Annotated in this window: 19 protein-coding genes; 15 read left to right on the forward strand and 4 right to left on the reverse strand. The window is 36.6% G+C overall.

The genetic code is table 11. The features are described from left to right. The first annotated feature begins 2 nt into the window (after window positions 1–2). Together ACFQZ1_RS13810 and ACFQZ1_RS13815 are read left to right on the forward strand one after the other, a co-directional pair. Complete coding sequence (locus ACFQZ1_RS13810; RefSeq protein WP_377882749.1) at window positions 3–947, forward strand: alpha/beta hydrolase family protein; 945 nt, start codon at window positions 3–5, stop codon at window positions 945–947. Next, on the forward strand, window positions 920–1684 hold the full coding sequence (locus ACFQZ1_RS13815) for an ankyrin repeat domain-containing protein (RefSeq protein ID WP_377882750.1): 765 nt from the start codon (window positions 920–922) through the stop codon (window positions 1682–1684). The genes ACFQZ1_RS13810 and ACFQZ1_RS13815 overlap by 28 nt, the downstream gene beginning before the upstream one ends. 160 nt (window positions 1685–1844) lie before the next feature. On the opposite strand, the gene ACFQZ1_RS13820 is transcribed toward ACFQZ1_RS13815, so the two are convergent. Continuing rightward, window positions 1845–3221, reverse strand: coding sequence for a transglutaminase domain-containing protein (locus tag ACFQZ1_RS13820; RefSeq protein WP_377882751.1), 1377 nt, complete (start codon window positions 3219–3221; stop codon window positions 1845–1847). A 497-nt stretch (window positions 3222–3718) separates the two neighbouring features. On the opposite strand from ACFQZ1_RS13820, the gene ACFQZ1_RS13825 reads away from it, so the two are divergent. The 10 genes from ACFQZ1_RS13825 to ACFQZ1_RS13870 all read left to right on the forward strand — a co-directional run bounded on the left by ACFQZ1_RS13825 (window position 3719) and on the right by ACFQZ1_RS13870 (window position 15867). Then, a complete protein-coding gene (locus ACFQZ1_RS13825; protein ID WP_377882752.1) occupies window positions 3719–7735 on the forward strand; it encodes a Pls/PosA family non-ribosomal peptide synthetase in 4017 nt (1338 codons plus the stop codon). A gap of 6 nt (window positions 7736–7741) precedes the next feature. Then, window positions 7742–8428, forward strand: a complete 687-nt coding sequence (locus ACFQZ1_RS13830) for a 4'-phosphopantetheinyl transferase family protein (RefSeq protein WP_377882753.1) — start codon at window positions 7742–7744, stop codon at window positions 8426–8428. A gap of 412 nt (window positions 8429–8840) precedes the next feature. Continuing rightward, on the forward strand, window positions 8841–9305 hold the full coding sequence (locus tag ACFQZ1_RS13835; RefSeq protein ID WP_377882754.1) for a hypothetical protein: 465 nt from the start codon (window positions 8841–8843) through the stop codon (window positions 9303–9305). Window positions 9306–9320: 15 nt separating this feature from the next. Then, window positions 9321–9614, forward strand: coding sequence for a DUF2653 family protein (locus tag ACFQZ1_RS13840; RefSeq protein ID WP_377882755.1), 294 nt, complete (start codon window positions 9321–9323; stop codon window positions 9612–9614). A gap of 204 nt (window positions 9615–9818) precedes the next feature. Then, window positions 9819–10523: a metallophosphoesterase family protein gene (locus ACFQZ1_RS13845; protein ID WP_377882756.1), complete on the forward strand. Its 705-nt coding sequence runs from the start codon at window positions 9819–9821 to the stop codon at window positions 10521–10523. A 169-nt stretch (window positions 10524–10692) separates the two neighbouring features. Next, entirely contained in the window at window positions 10693–11709 is a 1017-nt protein-coding gene (locus tag ACFQZ1_RS13850) for an efflux RND transporter periplasmic adaptor subunit (RefSeq protein WP_377882757.1), read from the forward strand. A gap of 2 nt (window positions 11710–11711) precedes the next feature. Further along, window positions 11712–12449 carry an ABC transporter ATP-binding protein gene (locus ACFQZ1_RS13855; RefSeq protein ID WP_377882759.1) on the forward strand — a complete coding sequence of 246 codons (738 nt, stop codon included), beginning with the start codon at window positions 11712–11714 and terminating at the stop codon, window positions 12447–12449. Further along, window positions 12397–13566: an ABC transporter permease gene (locus ACFQZ1_RS13860; protein ID WP_377882760.1), complete on the forward strand. Its 1170-nt coding sequence runs from the start codon at window positions 12397–12399 to the stop codon at window positions 13564–13566. Before ACFQZ1_RS13855 ends, ACFQZ1_RS13860 begins: the two co-directional genes overlap by 53 nt. Window positions 13567–13903: 337 nt before the next feature. Further along, window positions 13904–14575 carry a response regulator transcription factor gene (locus tag ACFQZ1_RS13865; RefSeq protein ID WP_377882761.1) on the forward strand — a complete coding sequence of 224 codons (672 nt, stop codon included), beginning with the start codon at window positions 13904–13906 and terminating at the stop codon, window positions 14573–14575. Further along, window positions 14572–15867 carry a sensor histidine kinase gene (locus ACFQZ1_RS13870; protein ID WP_377882762.1) on the forward strand — a complete coding sequence of 432 codons (1296 nt, stop codon included), beginning with the start codon at window positions 14572–14574 and terminating at the stop codon, window positions 15865–15867. Before ACFQZ1_RS13865 ends, ACFQZ1_RS13870 begins: the two co-directional genes overlap by 4 nt. Window positions 15868–16028: 161 nt before the next feature. On the opposite strand, the gene ACFQZ1_RS13875 is transcribed toward ACFQZ1_RS13870, so the two are convergent. After that, entirely contained in the window at window positions 16029–16673 is a 645-nt protein-coding gene (locus tag ACFQZ1_RS13875; RefSeq protein ID WP_377882888.1) for an alpha/beta hydrolase, read from the reverse strand. Window positions 16674–16887: 214 nt separating this feature from the next. Here ACFQZ1_RS13875 and ACFQZ1_RS13880 point away from each other — a divergent pair, with 214 nt between their 5' ends. Beyond that, complete coding sequence (locus ACFQZ1_RS13880) at window positions 16888–17355, forward strand: hypothetical protein (protein ID WP_377882763.1); 468 nt, start codon at window positions 16888–16890, stop codon at window positions 17353–17355. Window positions 17356–17444: 89 nt separating this feature from the next. After that, window positions 17445–18218 carry a transporter gene (locus ACFQZ1_RS13885; RefSeq protein ID WP_377882889.1) on the forward strand — a complete coding sequence of 258 codons (774 nt, stop codon included), beginning with the start codon at window positions 17445–17447 and terminating at the stop codon, window positions 18216–18218. Window positions 18219–18747: 529 nt separating this feature from the next. Here the strand turns inward: ACFQZ1_RS13885 and ACFQZ1_RS13890 are convergent. After that, window positions 18748–19311, reverse strand: coding sequence for a DUF4871 domain-containing protein (locus ACFQZ1_RS13890; protein ID WP_377882764.1), 564 nt, complete (start codon window positions 19309–19311; stop codon window positions 18748–18750). Between the two features lie 81 nt (window positions 19312–19392). Continuing rightward, window positions 19393–20331 (reverse strand): DMT family transporter, encoded by a 939-nt coding sequence (locus ACFQZ1_RS13895; protein ID WP_377882765.1) that lies wholly within the window; start codon window positions 20329–20331, stop codon window positions 19393–19395. 129 nt (window positions 20332–20460) lie between these two features. On the opposite strand from ACFQZ1_RS13895, the gene pdxR reads away from it, so the two are divergent. Beyond that, window positions 20461–21858, forward strand: coding sequence for a MocR-like pyridoxine biosynthesis transcription factor PdxR (pdxR, locus tag ACFQZ1_RS13900; protein WP_377882766.1), 1398 nt, complete (start codon window positions 20461–20463; stop codon window positions 21856–21858). The last annotated feature ends 3 nt before the right edge of the window (window positions 21859–21861 follow it).

Below are 21861 nucleotides of genomic sequence, written 5' to 3' on the forward strand. Positions count from 1 at the left end.
AGATGGCAAAAGAATTGTTCGTTACAATTGAAAGTACGGTTTCACTTCAAGGAACGTTAACAATTCCAGGATATGATGCACCAACATACCCAGCTATTTTACTTATTGGCGGAACTGGAAAAGGAGATCGGGATGGAAATGCTCGTGGTTTAAAATTACATTTATATAAAGATTTAGCGGACTATTTCACATCATTAGGATTTGCAACGTTACGTTATGATAAGCGTGGTACGCACAAAAGTGAAGGCGATTATTATAAAACAGGTGTTACAGATTTAATTGATGATGGGGTTGCTTGCGTACGTTTTTTGAAGGAGCACCCGCAAATTGATCCAAAGCGAATCGTAATTGTAGGGCATAGTGAAGGTGCTTTACTGGCGCCAGCTATTTATGTAAGAGAATCAGTTGCTAACTTAATTTTACTTAGCGGCGGAGCTGAACCTTCGGAAACATTACTTCCAAGACAAATTGAAATGGTAGTAAAAGAATTGGAAGAAACAGATGGATTTCGAGGTAGGCTATACCGCCTTTTAAAACTTCCACAGCGTATTAAGAAACAGAATGAAGCGGTAATGGAAAAAATACAACAATCATCAAACCCCGTTATGCGAATAAAAGGGGCAAAGGTAAATGCAAAGTGGATACGTGAACAATTTCAATACAATGTCGTAGAGTATTTAGAGAGAGTAACATGTCCTGTTTTAGCGATTACTGGAGATCGAGATATACAAGTGCCGCCAGAACAGGCAAAGGATATTGCGGATTATGTAGCTGGTGAGGCAGAGTGGCATATCATTCCAAATATGAATCATATTTTACGAGAAGTTGAGAAACAGCACACAATGCTAGGCCTAATGAAGGAATATAAAGGGCTTGTGGATAAGAATATTCAAGAAGAGTTATTGTCTGTTATGAAGGAATGGTTAGCAAAATACAATCTTCCATAGGGGATGAGACTGTGCAAAGAAAAAACGTTTCATTTCTCGTATTACTTGGACTATTGGTGGTAATGACAGCTTGTGAAAAACAGGATCAAGCAAAGTTTATGATAGTGAAAAAGGAAGACGTAGCTACAAAGGAAGAGAACTGGATGGATAAGCAGTTATTACTTTCAGCGCAGCTCGGAGATACAGAAACAGTTGTAAAATTGATAAAAAGCGGGGCAAATCTGAATGTAAGAGGTACACAAGGGGAAACCCCGGTGATGGCAGCAACGTATTATAACCATATCGATACTGTGAAAGCATTACTGACAGCAGGGGCAGATGTAAATATTCAAGATAATTACAAAGATAATCCATTTTTATATGCTGCGGCAGAGGGAACTTTAGAAATATTAAAGCTAACGATTGAAGCAGGCGCTGATACGAAGATAATAAATCGATTTGGCGGTACGGCATTAATTCCAGCAGCAGAACGCGGCCATGTTGAAGTTGTAAAGGAACTTCTCGCTTATACAGATATCGATGTCAATCATATGAATAACCTTGGCTGGACTGCATTAATGGAAGCTGTTCTATTAGGAAATGGAGGTAAAGAATATCAGCAAATTGTACAGATGCTAATAGAGCACAATGCTGATGTAAACATTCCCGATAAAGAAGGGGTTACCCCACTCCAACATGCTAAAGAAAGAGGATTTACAAAAATCCAGTCTATCCTAGAAAAAGCAGGTGCTTATTGATAAGGTGAAACTTCCTCCCCCCACGGATGGAAAGCTCTCACCAATCGGGCTTTTACGGGCAGTAGCCCCCACCTATTTTCTTCGTTTTGCCCATTAATGCGGGATGAAAAAACCTCACACGTTTTATTGTGTGAGGTTTTTACTCTAACTGTTAAAAGTATTATTTTTTTGTTTGTTCCCAAGTACCATCTTGGTTTAGAAAGTACCATTTACCATTATCTTGAATCCATCCGGTTTTCATAGCCCCGGAGGAATCAAGGAAGTACCATTTACTATTATCTTGAATCCATCCAGTTTTCATAGCCCCAGAGGAATCAAGGAAGTACCATTTCCCGTTGTTTTGAATCCATCCAGTTTTCATAGCTCCGGAGGAATCAAGGAAGTACCATTTCCCGTCGTTTTGCAACCATCCGGTTTTCATAGCCCCGGAGGAATCAAGGAAGTACCATTTCCCGTTGTTTTGAATCCATCCAGTTTTCATAGCCCCGGAGGAATCAAGGAAGTACCATTTCCCGTCATTTTGCAACCATCCGATTTTCATAGAACCAGAAGAATCGAGGAAGTACCACTTACCATTCTTTTGAATCCATCCTTTTTGTATGGAGTTATTTTGGTTTTGTGATTCATAAGGTAGATGTGCATCTTGTAAGATTTTTTTATAAGCCGCTGCTTTTGGATCACCGTTATTAATCTTTTGTGAAAGTTCTTTTGCATAATTTGTTGTCGCAGAAGGATATTGGCTACGGTCCCATACATGATCGCCTGAGATTTGGTCGTCTGTTAAATTAAAATAAGAATATGTAACCCAGTTTTTTACATCTGGAACGGGATCATCAAAAGTTGTATCAAGATGGTACCATTTGCCTTCTATTTCAACAAGGTTCCATGCATGTGGTCCGCCATTTCCAGTTCCTTCTACAATCTTTACATTGAGCCCAGCTTCTTTTAACAACTGATATGTTAATAATGCATATCCTTGGCACACGACAGTGTGAGTAGTTAATGCTTTATATGCTGTATATGATTGTAATGAAGTGTCATATGAGATGAGTTTCACAACATAGTCATGTACCGCTTTTACTTTCTCATGATCGTCCATATTGGTTGTAATAATAGAATTGATAATTTGTTTCGATTGTTCTGCTACATATTGGGTTTGTTCTTTTGATTCTAAGTAATTCGTAGTCAATGTAAGTGTATAGTTCCCTGAGAATCCCTGAACAGAAAAATAAGTAGTACCTGTTATAGTGAAACGTAAATAATCATCTTGTTTGATTATATCGTTATACGAGTTTTTAAATTGGTTGAGTACGTCTTGTATGTTATTGCTTTGTGTATTATACGGAAGTACAATTTTTGTTTCACGATTGTTGAGATGTGCTGTAAGCTGCTGTTTAAATTGCTGTAATAATTGTGCATCATTTTGTGAGACTGCTAGTTTTGTTTCTGCATAACTATGAGAAGGTATAGTTGATATGCCAAGAACGAAAGTAGAACAAAGAGTTAGTGTAGAAATATATTTTTTATATAATTTCATAGTAGTACGTTCTCTCCCTTAGATGTGTGTACATGTCTAAATAAAATTCCTATCAACTATCTATTTAAAATTATCCGAATAATTTTTACAAGTGTATTTTTATAAAAATATTATCTTATTAAGAAATAATAACTTTATATTAATAGTTCCGTTTATTATCAATTAACTCACTAAATTTAGTGGGGTACATAATGGCAATTTTATCCTGCTATTAACAGGGAGTAAAACCTTGATTGATGGGAGCTTTTCAGCGGTGAATGACGAAGAAAATTCCTATTGATGGAAAATTAATATATATAATTTTTTTTGTATATATATTGAACACATCTTGGACACACATTTGACATATGTGTGTGCTATATTTCAAATTAAAGCTGTGTGCTCTTGTTCTTCGTAGTCTTTGAGTAATAATATGAGCACTCCATTCATACAGCTTTCAGTGATAAAAAACGATTTGTTATTCGTTACATGTTAGTTTTGGGAAAGGATTGAATTGTATGAAGTCCATACTAGAAACATCTACACATACGCATTTTCCTCCTTTCGAATGGAATTACGGTCAAAGAAAACCAGAACTTCTTAAAGAGGAATGTTTACATTATATATTTGAAGAAACTGTAGATCGTTACGAAAATAGAATAGCTGTTATTTGTGACGATAGAACGATAACGTATAGAGAGCTAGAAGTAGAATCGAATAAATTAGCAAGATATTTACGATTGAAAGGAATTACACGTGGCAGCTGTGTAGCGATTCTTCTAGATAAGTCTATAGAATCTTATATAGCAATGCTGGGTATTATGAAAGCGGGGGCAGCATATGTACCGCTAGATCCGAGTTATCCGGAAGATCGGGTGCAATATATTGTACAAGACTGCGGTATTGCTGCAGTTATTATGACTGAGGAAATTGCTGCTCGGTATCATGTAGGATGTTTAGCTGTACGATTGGATCAAGAAGCTACGCTGATTGCAAATCAAGACGGTGAACGTTTATGTAAAGAAGAAGTGCAAGTACAATGTGAGGATTTGTCTTACATTATTTACACTTCAGGCACTACAGGGCGTCCAAAAGGTGTGCTAATCGAGCATCATACTGCAGCTCATGTTGTGAGAGCTTCGCAAACTTTTTATAAAGTTGTGCCAGAAGATCGAGTGTATCAAGGATTTACGACTGCGTTTGATGCCTCTGTAGAAGAAATTTGGATGGCATTTTTAAACGGTGCAGCGCTTGTAGTTGGTACACGCAAGTTACAGCAAAGTGGAATGGAGTTACCGAAGAGATTGACGGAGCTTCGTGTGACTGTTCTTTCTTGTGTACCAACATTGCTTACGATGTGGGAAGAAGATATTCCGACACTTCGTTTGCTAATTGTAGGAGGAGAAGAGTGTCCAAGTCATATTGTGAAGCGCTGGTGTCTTCCAGGAAGGCGCATGATGAATACGTACGGTCCAACAGAGGCAACGGTAATTGCTACTTATGCAGAATGTGATCCGAATAAACCAGTGACAATTGGAAAACCTCTTCCTAACTATACTGTTTATATTTTAGATGAACAGATGCATTCCGTTCCAATTGGAGAATCTGGTGAATTATATATTGGAGGTGCCGGATTAGCTCGTGGGTATGTGAATCGAGCAGATTTAACGAAAGAAAAGTTCGTTAATAATCCATTTTGTAAAACGCCTTTTGATTCTTCACGTTTATATCGGACAGGAGATTTAGTTCGTTTTAATAAGGAAGGAGACATTGAATTTTTAGGCAGAATTGATAGCCAGGTGAAAATTCGTGGATATCGAGTTGAGCTTAACGAAATTGAAGCAGTTATTATGGCCGTTCCCGATGTACGCAATGCCGTCGTGAATGTACATGAGCAAGCACCTGGACTACAAGTATTAGTTGCTTATATTGTATTGGATGAAGGAAAAACGTTGGATGTATCGGTTATACACAATCGTCTTAAAGAGCGTCTTCCAGCATATATGGTACCTTCTTACATTGAGGTACTTGATGAGCTTCCGACTCTTCTAAGCGGGAAGGTTGATCGTAAGAGTTTACCGGCACCAACGGGACAGCATCGTTTCAATAAAGAATATACAGCGCCGAAAAACGAAACAGAAGAAATAATCGCAAAGGCATGGCAAGAAGTTTTTCAGCAAGAGATGATTTCTGTTACAGAGCATTTCTTTGATGATTTGGGCGGACATTCCTTATTTGCTGCACTTGTTGTATCAAAACTTCGGGAACATAGTATGATGACAGGCATGGCTGTTTCAGATGTGTATGCGCATCCAACAATTGAACAGCTTGCTGACTTTATACAATCACAATCTAGAACTGAAATAAAGCAACCAGTTAGTAAAGAATTACCGCCTGTATCAGACGGTGTATATAAGAGAAATGGGTTTATGCAGGGAATCAGTATATACGCTCTTACACTGCTAGCATCTTTGCCACTTGTACTTGTATATTTACATTTATCTAATAGTCCATGGGGAGATGAGCAAATTTTCTTAGCTGTAGTTTCTATGTTTGCTATTTATTGCCCGGCTATGATGATTATTTCTATTGCGGCAAAGTGGCTCTTAATTGGTCGTTTTAAAGAGGGAGAGTATCCACTTTGGGGAAGTTATTATTTTCGTTGGTGGCTTGTGCGCCGAACTCAAGCACTTGCACCGGTTAGCTTCTTAACAGGAACACCATTTTTAAATTGGTATTATCGTCTGATGGGAGCAAAAATCGGAAAAGATTGTTATATTGGCACGCAGCACTTGCATTCGTTTGACTTAATTGAAATCGGAAATGAAAGCAGTATTGGATTAGACGCCCAACTTCTTGGTTACACAGTTGAAGGGAATATGCTGAAAATCGGTAAAATTTCAGTGGGAAGCAACTGTTATATCGGAGCAAATGCTGTTATTTCTCCTAATACAACTGTCCAAGGTCACTCGCAATTAGGAGAGCAATCGATGCTTCCTTCTAATATGGTCATACCATTCAATGAGCGTTGGAGCGGCTCTCCTGCAAGACAAACAAATGTAAAAGATGAGCATGTAGAGGCAATGGCGACTGTTACAGAAAAGCACAGCAGATTTCATCGTTTTGGGCTTGGGATATTGTATGTAATGGGAATCATTATGCTTATGTTTGTTCCAAGTATGAGCTCTTTACCAGCTATTTTTCTAATACGAGGCTTATTTCCATATATGGGAGCTTGGGAATTCCTGCTAGCACCTATATTTTCGCTTATTGCTGTAGTTACGTTATGTTTTGTAATCGTATTGCTAAAACGGGTTATACTCGGTCGAATAAAAGAAGGACAATATTCGTTGCATAGTACATTTTATGTACGAAAATGGTTTGTAGATAAGCTACTTATGATGAGTTTAGTATTCAACAATTCGCTGTATGCAACAATTTATGCAGCACCATTTTTACGTCTACTTGGTGCGAAAATGGGAAAAATGGTTGAAGTTTCTACAGTTACGAATATTGCTCCAGATTTACTAATCGCGGGCGATGGCAGCTTTATTGCTGATGCTGTTTCTATTGGTACACCAAAAGTATTTCATAATCAAATTTATATTGCAAAAACAAGGATTGGAAGCCGTACGTTTATTGGAAATAGCGCTCATATTGAAGGAGGAAAAACAATCGGAAATGGTTGTTTAATTGGAGTTATGTCTGTTCCTCCTGAAGAAAAAGAGATTTCGGATGATACATCATGGTTAGGTTCACCATCTATGTTTTTACCAAAACGAGACATTAATACTTCTTTTTCGGAAGAAGAAACATATCATCCAACAAGAAGTCTTTATATAAAACGACTTATGATTGAATTTTGTCGCGTTACGCTTCCTGGTGCTTTTGCGATTTGGATTAGTGGCTTGTTAGTGTTTAGTCTCTGGGAGGAAACTCGCTATTTTTCTGCCCTCGAGATAATTACGTTGTTTCCATTGTTGACTATAGGAGCAGGTTTACTAGCATCAGGAGTAGTTGTTCTTATTAAAAGGTTGCTTATTGGCAGTTATGAGCAAACGGCAAAGCCACTATGGAGCACATTTGTATGGCGCAGTGAATTAGTGACAGCTTTATACGAAAATGTGACTGTTCCTTACTTGTTAAATTTATTTTTAGGGACACCATTCGCTCGGTATATTCTTGGTTGGTTTGGTGTGAAAGTAGGAGAAAGAGTCTTCCTGGATTCCACACACATATCAGAATTTGATTTAGTTCATATTGGAAATGGGGCTGCTATTAACTTGAACAGTACATTGCAGACTCATTTATTTGAGGACCGTGTTATGAAAATGTCTAATCTTGTTATTGGTGATAATTGTTCAATCGGAAATGGTTCTGTTGTTTTATATGATACAGTTATGAATCAAGGATCATCACTTGGAAATCTTTCGCTTGTCATGAAAGGAGAAACTTTGCCAGCGTATACACATTGGGAAGGAGCATCTGCCCATTATTGTTATGCTACGCAGAGACAAGATAAGGAAGTGGGGTGATTTCATATGCCAGAAATATATGCTGTGCATATGGAGAAAGAGACGTTCATCGATTGGGAACGTCTTCTCCCTTATATAAGTGAAGGAAGACGTGCGAGAATTTCGCTTCGAAAAACGTACGAAGATATTATGAGAGAAATAGTATGTGATGTATTGGTGCAGCACATTGTTTATAAAAAATATGGTATAGAAAATATGATAGAGTGGGGCCGTACTTCATATGGAAAGCCCTATATTCATAATTTACCTTCATTTCAATTTAGTTTATCTCATGCAGGTGAATGGGTTGTATGTGCAGCTGATACAGAGCTTATTGGAATCGATATAGAATGTGTACAAGCAGTGGACTTTCAAGCAACAAAGCATTTATTTTCGTTACAAGAACAAAAGTGGTGGCAGCAAATAATAGAAGACAAACAATTAGAGACTTTTTATCGCATTTGGACTGCAAAGGAAAGTTATATAAAAGCGATTGGAACAGGCGTATCTAAAAACTTGTCCTCTTTTACAGTTTCCCTTTCAGAAGGGAGAGTATACGATGAACAATTGAAGGGAATTTGGTTTATAAAACATATCCCCTTCCGCCAGGAGTATATTCTTTCGGTATGTACAAGAGGAAAGAATTGTTCGAAGGACGTTCAATATACTACTATGAAACAATTAATAGAAGAAAGACTTTATCGTTCTAGTTAGTAATGAAGAGTTTTTCTAGCTCAATCTAGCGAGTGGTAAGTTCCATCAGCGGAAGATGAAAAAGCTTTCCACTGATGGAAGTTTCACTTTATCCCGCATTAACAGGCAGTAAAATCCCCACCTCAAGCTTGAGAGAAAAGCGAAGAAGAAAGGTGGTGATAACTGCTCGTAAAAGCCCGATTGGTGAGGGCTAACCTTTTGGAGAAGAACGCTCCAAAAGGAAGCTTCACTTTATTACAATCATAGCGGAAAATGCAGAAGAACTGTTCTGATTTTGGTTGTTTTATCTTAAAAAACATAGTGTTAGCAAGGACTTTCAGCTTTAGCTATTCTTTGTACAAAATACGTGCAAGAAATAGAAAAGTTGCTTATACTATTGCTACACTTCATTTTTATTAAAAGAGGGATTCAGATGAATATGAGTAAGAAAATTTTTACACTAATGTTAGCTTTCACTTTGTTTGCCTTACCAACATTTGCACAGGCAAAAACCTTTAGTGGTGGTAAATCGTCAGTTTCATCTCATTCTAGTAGTAGTGGATTTAGTACGAAAGGATCAACTTCTGGTAGCTATCGTTCTTCAGATGGGACATATCATTCTGGCTATAAATCTTCGTCATCAAATGTGCAATCGAAGAAACCAGCTTCTGTAGATCAGCATACATCACAGCCACAGCCAGCTCCTAAGAAATCTAGCTTTTGGGGTCATGCAGCATCATTTGGGGCAGGAGCTTTACTAGGTAGTATGCTACATCCATTTGGAAATCATGGAGTTGGTGGAGTAGGTGGAAGCTTTTTCTCTAGTGGTTTATTAATAGATATTGTTATCATTTTGGGAATCGTTTGGATTCTACGACGTATTTTCGCAAGACGTTAAGAAGGAGAGAGAACGATGAAGATTTTCTTTATTGAACAGGATGTAGTTGATGCGGTTTGTGTACATGCGGCCTCTATCCACGCGTATCGTCCGGAACAAATTGATGTTGATTTGCAGTTTCATCCGGATAGAGGATTTGGTGCCAGTGCTCGTTTACCGTACCGAACTGTAGAGCTTGGAGAGCAGGAGTTAATCGATGCAATTGCATTTTACCTAAGGGAATATCACAACTTTATTCCAGAGAGTTTGCGTATTGACTTACAATTCCATGAGCAAACAGGGTTTGCTGCGGATATTGAGGTAGCGTAGATAAGAAATGCTTGTTTTGGAATAAAATAATATAAATGCGAGATCAACCTGATTATAGTATATGAAGCATGTTTAAAAGACTAGCGTCTAAATAGACGCTAGTCTTTTATTTTAGTAACATCTTTTTAGTTTGAAAATTGAGATATTAATAGAGCTTCTCTATAATATGAATTAACTTTCATAATTAGAAAGAAGGAAATACATATGAGAAGAACGCTTGTAATAAGTGATATTCATGGCGAATTAGAGAGATTTGAAAAGTTATTAGAAAAAGTAGAGTACAATCCAAAAGAGGATCAACTCATTTTGCTGGGAGATTATGTAGATCGTGGTCTTAATGCTAAAGAGGTAATTGAAAAAGTAATACGATTAAAAGAAGCTGGTGCACTAGTCTTAAAAGGTAATCATGAAGATATGATGATAAAAGCTTTAACGACAGAGGAAGAGAAATTTTGGGATCATTGGGTAAAGAGAAATGGAGGAGATCAAACGTTACATAGCTACGGTTTTTCTGAGAGTGATATTGCTGTAAATGAAGAGGAGTTCATAAGACCACAGTTACATTCTGAAGTGTTAGAACAACATTTAGAATTCATAAAAGGGTTAGAACACTATATTGAAACAGATGAATATATTTTTGTTCATGCGGGTGTACAACCAATGATACCTGTTTCTGAAACAGATGCGCATACATTGATGTGGATTAGAAATGAGTTTCATAATGGATATAATGGTGAGAAAACTGTTGTCTTTGGGCATACAGAAACGAAAATTCTTCACGGGGATAACGAGAATTTTGGTGTGTATTTTGGTGGAAATCGTATCATTGGTATTGATGGAGGGGCTGTATATGGCGGCCAGCTGAACTGTTTAGAATTGCCGAGTCAAAAAGTATATTCTATAAAATAAGATAGATTCCCTATACAAACGAGCTAATGTAGGGGAAAAGAGGAGATAAGGGATCAAAACAATGATGAAACCTTATCTCTTTTTATTTTTGTTAAGGGAATTTTAAGGAATAGATTCGATAATAAGTCTTACTTAATGAACAATGAAGTATAGGAAAGGAGACACGATTGTGAAAAAGTGGATTAGTATTTTAGGGGTTCTTATCATTGTACTCGGTGCAGGGGCTTGGTATGTATTGAAGAATAAGTCGCAACCAGTGATGAATCAAGCAGTAAGTGTGGCAGTTCAAAAAGGGAAACTAGATGTGAAAGTAACAGGTTCTGGTTCTACTCAATCTGTGACAAATGAAGATATTACAGCAGACTCAAATAAAGTAGTCGATTCAGTATTAGTTTCAGCAAATGATGTAGTAAAAAAGGGTCAGGAGTTAATTACATTTACAGATGGAAGTGATTCAATTGTAGCGCCAGCTGATGGAACGATTACATCTATATCAGTGCAAGCTGGAGATCGAGTAGCAGTTGGAAAGACAGTTGCTCATATTACGAACTATAGTGATTTAGAAACAGTTACTCAAGTTGATGAATTAGATATTCCAAAAGTGCAGGTTGGACAAAGTGTAACGGTAAAAGTAAATTCATTTCCAGATACAACCTATACAGGAAAGGTAACAGATGTAGCGAAGGAAGGAACGGTTTCTAATGGTGTATCTACATTCAATGTAACAATTCATATTGATAATCCAAAAGATTTGAAAATTGGAATGACAACAGAAGCTAGTATTTTGACTGATAGTAAAGATAATGTTCTATATGTTCCGGTAGAAGCAGTTCATACAAGAGGAGATCAAAAGTTTGTTCTCGTTCAATCTTCAGCAGCTTCTTCTAATGGACAGACAAGTTCTAATGGACAAGCAAGTTCTAAGGGTAAGACAAATTCTAATGGACAGGCAAATATGGAACGAAAACTTGTTAAAACAGGTATTCATAATGAAGATTACGTAGAAATTACGGAAGGATTGCAAGAAGGGGATCATGTTCAATTACCTATGGCTGCACAAGGAAATGCAGCAAGTAATAACAACAATAATAAACAAAGAGGCTTTATGATGTCACCAGGCGGAGGCATGGGAGGCGGCTACGGCGGCGGAGGTATGAATAGAAATAGAGCTGGAGGGAGAGGGTGAGAATGAAACCAATTATTGAGATTCATAATATGGCTAAATCATATGAGATGGGCGGCGAAATTGTACGTGCGCTCGATAATGTTTCTCTTACAATCTATGAAGGTGACTTTCTCTCCATTATCGGTCCTTCTGGATCAGGAAAGTCTACGTTTATGAATATGGTTGGTTGTTTAGATCGTCCAGATGATGGACAGTATCTATTGGATGGAGATGCAGTAGATAAGATGAATGATAATCAACTAGCCACGATTCGAAATGAAAAAATCGGATTCATTTTTCAAAATTTTAATTTGCTTACAAAATTAACTGCCCTTGAAAATATTGAATTGCCCCTTTTATATCGAGGGATGAGTCAAAAGGAAAGAACAAATATGGCGTATAGTTGTTTAGAGAAAGTGGGTTTACAAGAGAGGGCTCATCATTTGCCGAGCCAATTGTCAGGTGGACAGCAGCAGCGCGTTGCAATCGCACGCGCTTTAGCTGGAAACCCACCAATCTTATTAGCGGATGAACCGACAGGGGCATTAGATAGCAAAACAAGTGAAGAGATTATTGAGGTCATGAAAGAGCTGCATATGCAGGGACATACAATTATTTTAATTACGCACGATTTAGAAGTAGCAAAACAAGCAAGCCGCATTGTTCGTATACAAGATGGGCAATTGTTTGAAAGTAGAGGTGAGTACATTGGGACTAATACAATCCATCAAAATGGCAATGCGCAGTATCAAAAGCAATAAGTTACGAGCATTTTTAACGATGCTAGGCATTATTATTGGTGTTGCGTCTGTTATTGTACTTGTCTCGATTGGTCAAGGTTCAAGTCAAGCTGTAGCAAATCAAATTAATAGCTTAGGAACGAATTTGTTAACAGTAAATATGATGGGATCTGACACGATAAAATTTACTGAAGAAGATGTTGCGAAGTTTCAAAAGATTGATGGGATAAAAAACATGTCCCCTGTTGTTTCAGGACGAGTTACTGTAAAAAATGGGAAGGTTTCAACACAAGTATCGCTTACTGGAACAAATAGTTCTTATGAGCAAGTTCGCGATATGAAGGTAAATGAAGGTCGCTTTTTATCAGATATGGATGTAGAATATAGACAAAAAGTCATTGTACTTGGTACGAATACAGCACAAAATCTATTTGGATTTGAAAATCCAGTTGGAAAATATGTACAAGTAAATGGTGGATCTTATAAAATAGTAGGTGTACTTGCTTCAAAAGGTGGTTCTATGGGACAAAGCGGTGATGATGTTATTATTATGCCGTTAAGTACAGCGCAGCGAGTTGTAAAGAATACAAGCATCCAAACGTTGTATGTGCAAGTAAGCAGTGAGGAAAAGATAGATACTGTCATGGCACAAATTCAAAATAAATTAGCTGTGATGTTCCCGAATAAGCAAGATAACTACAGCGTGTTTAATCAAAAAGATTTAGTAGATACGATGAGCTCGGTAACAGGTACAATGACGATGATGCTCGGAGGAATTGCTTGTATTTCCTTATTAGTCGGTGGAATCGGAATTATGAATATTATGCTTGTATCTGTTTCGGAACGCACGAAAGAAATCGGCATTCGTAAAGCAATCGGGGCGAAAAGAAGAGATATTTTACTACAATTTCTGATTGAATCGGTAGTGCTAAGTTCACTCGGAGGGCTAATCGGGATGGGACTAGGAATTTTTGTTGCAAAGATTCTTTCCATGGCAACAGGTATGACGATTGCTTATTCTCTTCCTGTTACATTGCTTGTATTTTTATTCTCCTTATTAGTAGGAGTTGGATTTGGAGTATTTCCAGCCAATAAAGCATCGAAGTTGCACCCTATTCAAGCACTTCGATATGAATAGAACATGTTATTGGCAGCATTTTTGCCTAGAAAAGAAAGCGATCGCATATGGCGGCCGCTTTCTTTTGCTAGTAGAAAGTGGAACTTCCATCAGTGGAGGAGTTACTCTATGATAAGCTTATAAGTAAATTTTTTTTGTGGTTTCTCATAATCTAGGGGATTATTGCTTGTTTGTGTGGGATAAAGTAGAGATTTTTTCATCCCTACTGATTAGCATCATCAACGGACTTTTACGGATAGTTATCTCCCACCTATTTTCTTTGTTTTTTTAGAATTATGAGGTGAGAATCTTACTGCCCGCGAATAGCGGGATAAAAAATAAGAGGTGAAGAACTGAGATGCGTTTATTAGTTGTGGAAGATCATCCTCCATTGTTGGAGTCAATTACACAAATTTTACGAAATGAATTTGAAGTAGATACAGCAAAGAATGGTGAGGAGGGATTATTTCTAGCATTGCAAAATATTTATGATGCAATTCTTCTAGATGTGATGCTTCCAGAGATGGATGGATTTGAAGTAATTCAGCGGATTCGAAGTGAAAATATTCAAACGCCTGTTTTATTCCTTACTGCAAAAGACTCTTTAGAAGATCGAGTAAAAGGATTGGACTTTGGCGGAGATGATTATTTAGTGAAACCATTTCAGGCACCAGAACTTCAGGCAAGAATTCGCGCTTTATTAAGAAGGAGTGGGAGCTTAACAACTAATCAAACGATTCAGTACCGTGGCATTGAGTTGTTTGGAAAAGAGAAAGATATTCAAGTGGATGAGGCATCTATAAAATTAACGTTAAAGCAATATGAGCTATTAGAGTATCTGATTCAAAATAGCGGGAAGATTTTAATGCGCGAACAAATTTTTGATAGAGTATGGGGATTTGATTCTGATACAACAGTAGCGATTGTGGAGGTATATGTGCATCATCTGCGAAAAAAATTAGAACCATTTGGATATCATAAAGATATTCAAACTGTTCGTGGGATCGGATATATATTAAAAGAACAATGAGAAAACAGAGTATGTTTCAAAAGACGCGCATTCAACTTACCATTTTGAATTCATTAGTATTTATTATATTAATTGCTATGTTAGGAAATGTTATTTATTCATATACACATAAACGTTTATATGAAGGAATAGATGATTCAATAGATAGATTTATTAACAAACAAGAAAAGGAACACAAGTCTATTCCAGGTCAGTTTGATTTTAACAAAGACGTGCATATCGGTGATTCTCGGACTATCGTTTTACAATGGGATGCAAAGAATCAACTGGTAGGGATGGAACCACGATTTATAGATTCAAACTTTTTTGAGAGAAATCAATCTAAATTATTTCCTAAAACATTTGGAGAACGGCAAGATATAGAAGTAGAAGGCGTAAATTTTCGGATGATTGCAGTTCAGGGAGATACTGATTCAGGGAAAGTTACGTTTCAAGTGTTACGAGAAATAAACGCTGAAAAGGAAATGCTGCATACACTGCTACTTATTCTTGTAATTGGATGCAGTATAGGAAGTATATGTGCGGTGGGGATTGGCTTTTTTTTAGCCGGCAGGGCGCTTGTACCAATTAAGAATGCTTGGCATAAACAACAGCAGTTTGTTTCAGATGCTTCACATGAATTACGAACCCCTTTAGCAGTGATTCAATCTAAATCGGATGTATTGTTTCAATCACCTACCGCAACAATACAAGATAAGGCGATGGATATTTCAACTATATCAAAGGAATGCCGACGCTTATCCAAACTAGTTGCAAACTTACTAACATTAGCACGTTCTGATTCAGATCAAATTGAAATGGACAAGAAAACTTTTTCATTAGATCAATTACTAAGTGAAATTGTAAATCCTTATTCGGAAATTGCTTTGTATGAAGAAAAAACAATTACGTTGGATGTCGTTCCTTCTATTTTATTTATGGGAGATAAAGAGCGTATTCATCAATTAATTGTAATTTTATTAGATAATGCGATGAAGTATACAAATGCAGGTGGAAATATTAAAGTATCTTGCTTTGAAACAACAAATGGGATTGTCATCCAAGTAAAAGATGATGGGATCGGCATCATTGAAGAAGATATCCCGAAAATTTTTGACCGTTTTTATCAAGGTGATAAATCAAGATCAGCATCAAATGGAGCTGGATTAGGCCTTTCTATCGCAAGCTGGATTGTTGAAAAGCATTCCGGAAAAATAAAAGTGCATAGCAAAATTGGAGAAGGTACTTGTTTTGAAATTATATTTCCAAAGAATCCAAAGTACGAAATATTTATAAGAAAGAAAAATAGGTGATTAAAAAGACGACTTTGTTTTATACTGACGAGTTCGGATTTGAAGTGCAAAATTAAAAATAACCATTTAAAAAGAGGTGCAATTAGCACCTCTTTTGCATTTATTTTAGCAATTAAACTAGCACCCAAATTGGTGAACTTATTGATAGTATCAGTTTATCATTAATTTGTCCTAACGATTTCTTGGAGTTTTTCCATTATCCTCGATAAAGCTAAAATTGAGTTTGTTGTTTCAAATTCTCCAACATCTAAGGAATGGTTTGCATTTTGGACAACATCAATCTTAAATTTTGATTTACTTAATTGGTTAATTTGATTTGAATTGTAATGATGGTCTTTATCCCCAATAACTAAAAGCCCTTGATGTTCACTATTCAAGATTGAATCAAAAATTGAATCAAACTTTAACAGCGGAGTAAGTAAAATCATTTTTGACTTTAAGAATTCATCTCTCTTCATTAAGTCATTCGCAATTGGAATTGTTCCGAGTGATTTTCCTAAAAAAATCGAATTGTTGTATTGCCCATTTTTTAAAACATCTAAAATCACAGGATTAATATCATCCATCATTATTTTGGTTAGTTCCTCAATCGTTTTTTTCATTGTTTGCTCATCATAGGAGTAATGGATGTGGACAATATCGATTTTGTTTTGGCGCATTACCATCGTCGAGTAATAAAACAAGGGTTTATCGTAATTGTAACCTGAACCTGAAAACATAAAGCAAATCGTTTTGGAACCCATTTCTGCATGTGTATAACGAATCGCTTTGTTGTTTGTTTGTATCTCCTTTTTATTTCCTTTCATCATTTTCCCCTCCGAAACTTTTATAACATCATAACATAAATTACCAATCGGTTTATAAAAAAATCATCCTCTCTAGAGCAGGATGATTCATCGGAAATAAATTATATCCTTACCTGTTAGTTTTTTACAGGGTCGTCTTTTTTAAGGGAAAGTTAAGGAACCTTTTTCATAATAAATATAGACCTAATGACGAATTACAAATGAGAAATGATAAATGATGAAAAAGGAGAGTGAAGAGTGGAAAATGAAAAGAATGAGAAAACTTCATTTTTGGATTGGGTTAATTGCTTCGGTATTTATTTTTATTCAATCTGCAACAGGGATATATATGTATTTTAATGAAAAAGGCCGCGGTGAAAGAATAGGAGGAGCTGCTAATTTTAGAGAACGAGGATTTGGCGGAAATGGTGCTATAGGGAATGGACAAAATGGACAAGGAATGCAAGCTGGGAATTCCGATTTTAATCAAAGAGGTGCAGCGGCAAATGGACAATTTTTTCAAGATAGAAATAATGGGGGACTCAATTCTCTATCAAAATTAGTTAAGGAACTGCATACAGGAGTAATTGGATTAATCGGTGCGATTGTTATGCTTATTTTAACTGGAACTGGACTATGTATATCTTTTGTCATGTTGCGAGCAAAATGGAGAGTAAAGCGTCAAAAAGACATAACGGCTTAAGGAACAGTTATGATGAAGGGAGGAAGTGAAAGGTGGTTAGAAAAAAAACGTTTGGTCTACTGGTTGTTGGAGTATTAAGTCTCAGTGTAATGGGTGGAGCTTCAGCTTGTACAAATAAGGAGATAGATAAAGGAATACAATCATCTCAACCTAGTAGTGCACAAGTCAATGGTGAGGTTATACATGCTGCATATACGGAAGATAAAGCGCAGAATTTAGGAATTGAAACAGAAGGAAAAGAGCTACTTACACTTGAGAAGGAAATTCATGAAACGGAAGTAGAGAAAGAAGCAAATCAGCTGGGGGTTTCCACAGAGGGCAAAGATGTTGGAACACTTTCGGAAGAAATATATGAAGCGAAGGTCAAAAAAGAAGCAGAAAAACTTGGAATACCAGTAGAGGGAAAAGCAATTGTAGATTTAATAGCGGAAATTAATAAAATCAAAATAAAAAGTGAAGCAGAAAAATTAGGAGTTTCTACAGAAGGGAAAGAGATTGGTGCGATAGCTGAAGAGCTTTATGGCACAAAAATAAAAAACGAAGCAAAGCAACTTGGTATTTCAGAAAAGGGAAAAAGTATGGAAGCGTTAGCGAAAGAAATATATGAAACGAAAATTCAAACAGAAGCGAAAAACCTTCATATTGATCTGTATGGAAAAGATATTTATCAAGTGCTACAAGAAATTAATGAACAAAAGGCTTTGCAAGTGGCAAAAGAACTTGGGATAGATGTAACGGATAAGGATACACAGCAGCTTACAGAGGAAATTGAAAAACAACAGCCAGACAGAGTGCAAGAACTTCATTTTTCACCTTGGGTACAAACAGATGCAGAGGCATTTTACTATTATTTAACGTCCTAAAAAGGAGTTTTATAACGTATGCTGGTTTTTCATAAAAAGAGATAAGGGATCAAAACAATGAAACCTTATCTCTTTTTATGTGATTGTATGGGAGATATTCATTATTTGTTTAACTCCATTGCAATATTTTTACCATTCACTAAAACTAGGACTACCGCTACTACAACTTCCATTATTTTTTTCATCTCTTATCTCTCCTTGTTTTTGGTTTCATTTCTTACTTTTAGTATAAATGAGAGGAAGAGATGGAACTATTGAATTAGATGACGTAAGGATTACAGTTTTGTAAGGGAAATGCTATGATTTGTCCCGCTATTCGCGGACAGTAAGACCCCCACCTCAAGATACAGAGAAGATCGTTGTCCAGCTCTAGCGGATAGAATCTCCGGTCGTTTCGCCTCCTCGGACGAGGCAAAAAGCGCCTCTCTGTCGGGTGCTCCAACGTCCTGCGATTCTGGGCGAGCCGCTTCCGCTTTTCTACAGAAGATAGGTGGGGGAATAACTGCCCGTAAAAGCCCGATTGGTTCAACTAACCATCAGTGGGCCCCACTGATGGAAGTTTCACTTTATTACTTTCTTCTACATGTACAACAATCTGTCCATACAACTTTTCTCCAATGTATACATTTAATAGCCATAAGCCAGAAGAAGGGAGTAACATACTAGAGGGAATACTTGTGATATCTTTTGTAATCTCTTGCGGTGCTGTCCAAACATTGCCTGTTATCTCATCTTGAAAAAGGACAGGAACTGGTTTCGTTGAGCCTTGTTTTATTGCAATGACGGTTAGTTTCCCAGAGGGTATATTTGAGTTGAGAAAAACCCACATATATTTATTTGGTTGATTAGCAATCCAAGTAGCATCTACAATTGCAACCTTGTCTTGTATACCTTTTACAGATATTTTATCGTGCTGAAATGATGGACTTTCTTCCCAATTGACATCTTTAAGAATGCTAAGGTGAAAGAAAGAGGGGATGTTATTTTGTGGTTGTATCGTTTCAATTATTTTTGGGGAAGTAGATGTCTTTACTGTAGTCGTACAGCCAGTGATGAGACAGGAGAGAAGTAGCACGGTTCCAAGTTTTTTCATTTGGCCACGCTCCTATTCATATTTGTATTTTAATTGTATTGGACAAAATAAAGAACAATTCCTGTAAAAGAAAAAGAGAGGCTACGCGGATAGCGTCTCCTCTTTTCTTACATGTGTTCTGTTGCTGGATTTTTCTGGCATTGTTAAAAAGACAACTGCGACAATAATGAAAATACCACCTAATAATTGATAGGCTCCAAATGATTCATTTAACCAGATAATTGAAACAATAGCTGCTACGAGTGGTTCAATACTTGATAAAATACTTGTTTCTGTTGCAGATAAATATTTTAGACTACCAATATAGAGAAGGAAAGAAAGTGTTCCACTTATAATTACGAGAATAAGCATAGAAAATGTGCTTATTGTTAATGTATTTGCTACATAACGGAAATGAAATTCCTGATTATATAGAAATAAGAAAATTCCTCCAAGTAACATCCCCCAACCAACAATTATTGATGTCCCCCATTGTTTTATGAGAGAAGCGGGATGGAGTGTGTAAAAAGCAAAGCCGACTGCTGTTAAAATACCAAATAGTATTGCTTGTTTAGAAAGAACAATATTTTCAATTGAACCATTGGTAATAAGGAAATACGTACCTATTAGTGCAGCAGAGATTGCTATAACCTGCATAAAGGAAGGAAGTTTTTTATGCTGTATTACAATATAAATAGTAATAAGAACTGGACCGAGAAATTGAAATAGTGTTGCGGTTACAGCATTACTTATATGCACTGTTTCAATGAATGCATACTGAGCACCAAGCATGCCAACAATCGCAAAAATTAGTAGTTGAATCCAATGACGCGGGTGCTTCCAAATCCCAAATATATTTTGTTTTGTAAATAGTAAGGAGCATAAAATAAACATGCCTGCTAATAGTAAACGAATGACTAAAAAATCAGTAGATGATAGTTCAGTATAGTTAAATAGCCATTGAATCATAGGGCCAGATAATCCCCATAATGTTGCTCCACTAATAATCATCATCAGACCGAGATGTCGAGGTGATTTCATGATGTATCCTCCTTTGATATGAAAGTTCTTGATTTATTAAAACAGAAATGATAATTATGAAAGTATTATATATAACTTCTGATACTGTAAAAAGTGTCAGTTTTCTACAAAATAAAGGGGTCAGTTTGTATGTTAGAATTAACGCCGAAACTTGATATTCATAGTAAAGAACCACTATATGTACAACTATATAATTACATGAAAGAGGAAATGAAATCTGGAAATGTCCCGCCTTATACGAAATTACCATCGAAGCGTAAATTAGCTCACTATTTGCAAATTAGTCAAAATACAATTGAAGCTGCTTATGGACAGCTTGTTGCAGAAGGTTACATAGAGGCGATTCCACGTAAAGGATATTTCGTATGTGAAATGGAGCAAAATGTATTGCATGTAAAACAAAAGATGCAGCATGTAAAAGAAATACTTTATGATGAACGAGACTATGTATTTGACTTTACGCATACAGGTGTTGATGCTCAGTCATTTCCATTTGCCCTATATCGCAAATTGACGAATGAAGTGCTGCAGATTGAGAATGAAAAAGTACTGCTGCTTGGGCATCCGCAAGGGGAACTTGGATTGCGAAAAGAAATTGCAAAATATCTGTACGAATCGCGAGGTGTCCATTGTTCACCAAGTCAAATTATTATTGGAGCAGGAACCCAATATTTAATAAGAATGCTATTTCAATTGTTAAAGGAAAGTACATTTGCGGTAGAAAATCCAGGATATCATCGAAGAATGGTTACGTATGAAAAAGGGATAGAGCATGTAGAGCAGCTTCCGCTTGATGAAGATGGAATTATGCTGTCACGTTTAGAAGAAAGCGATGCAGATGTTGTATTTGTTACACCGTCCCATCAATTTCCATGCGGAATGATTATGCCAATTTCAAGGCGGATACAGCTTTTACATTGGGCAGAAAAAGAGGAAGGACGTTATATTGTAGAAGATGATTATGATAGTGAATTTCGCTATTCTGGTAAACCCATTCCAGCCCTCCAAGGATTAGATACAAATGGAAAAGTTATTTATATGAGTACCTTTTCGAAAGCGTTACTTCCATCGTTACGTATCAGTTATATGGTGCTCCCAAAAAAGCTAATTGAAGTATATCAACAAGAATATTTCTTTTATACACAAACTGTATCTCGAATTGATCAAGAAATTGTGGAACGTTTTCTTGAAGGCGGACATTGGGAAAAGCATATTCATAAAATGAGAGTTGTATATCGAAAGAAGAGAGATACATTGGTTTCAGCAATTTCAACGTATTTTCCAAAATATGTTGAAATAATTGGACAAGACTCAGGGCTGCATATATTATTACGCACAAATAATGGCATGACAGAGGAAGAGCTTATTGAACGAGCGGCAGCATATCGTATAAAGGTATATTCGGTTTCCATGTATTATGATGAGGTGAAAGCTGATAATAAAACCGTCTTGCTTGGTTTTGCAATTTTATCTGAGAAAGAAATTGAGAAAGCGGTTCGATTGCTGGCAAAAGCATGGTTTGATTGAAGG

Origin of the sequence: Bacillus sp. CGMCC 1.60114, from assembly GCF_042676365.1 — a bacterium.
GTDB classification, from domain to species: Bacteria; Bacillota; Bacilli; order Bacillales; family Bacillaceae_G; genus Bacillus_A; species Bacillus_A rhizoplanae_A.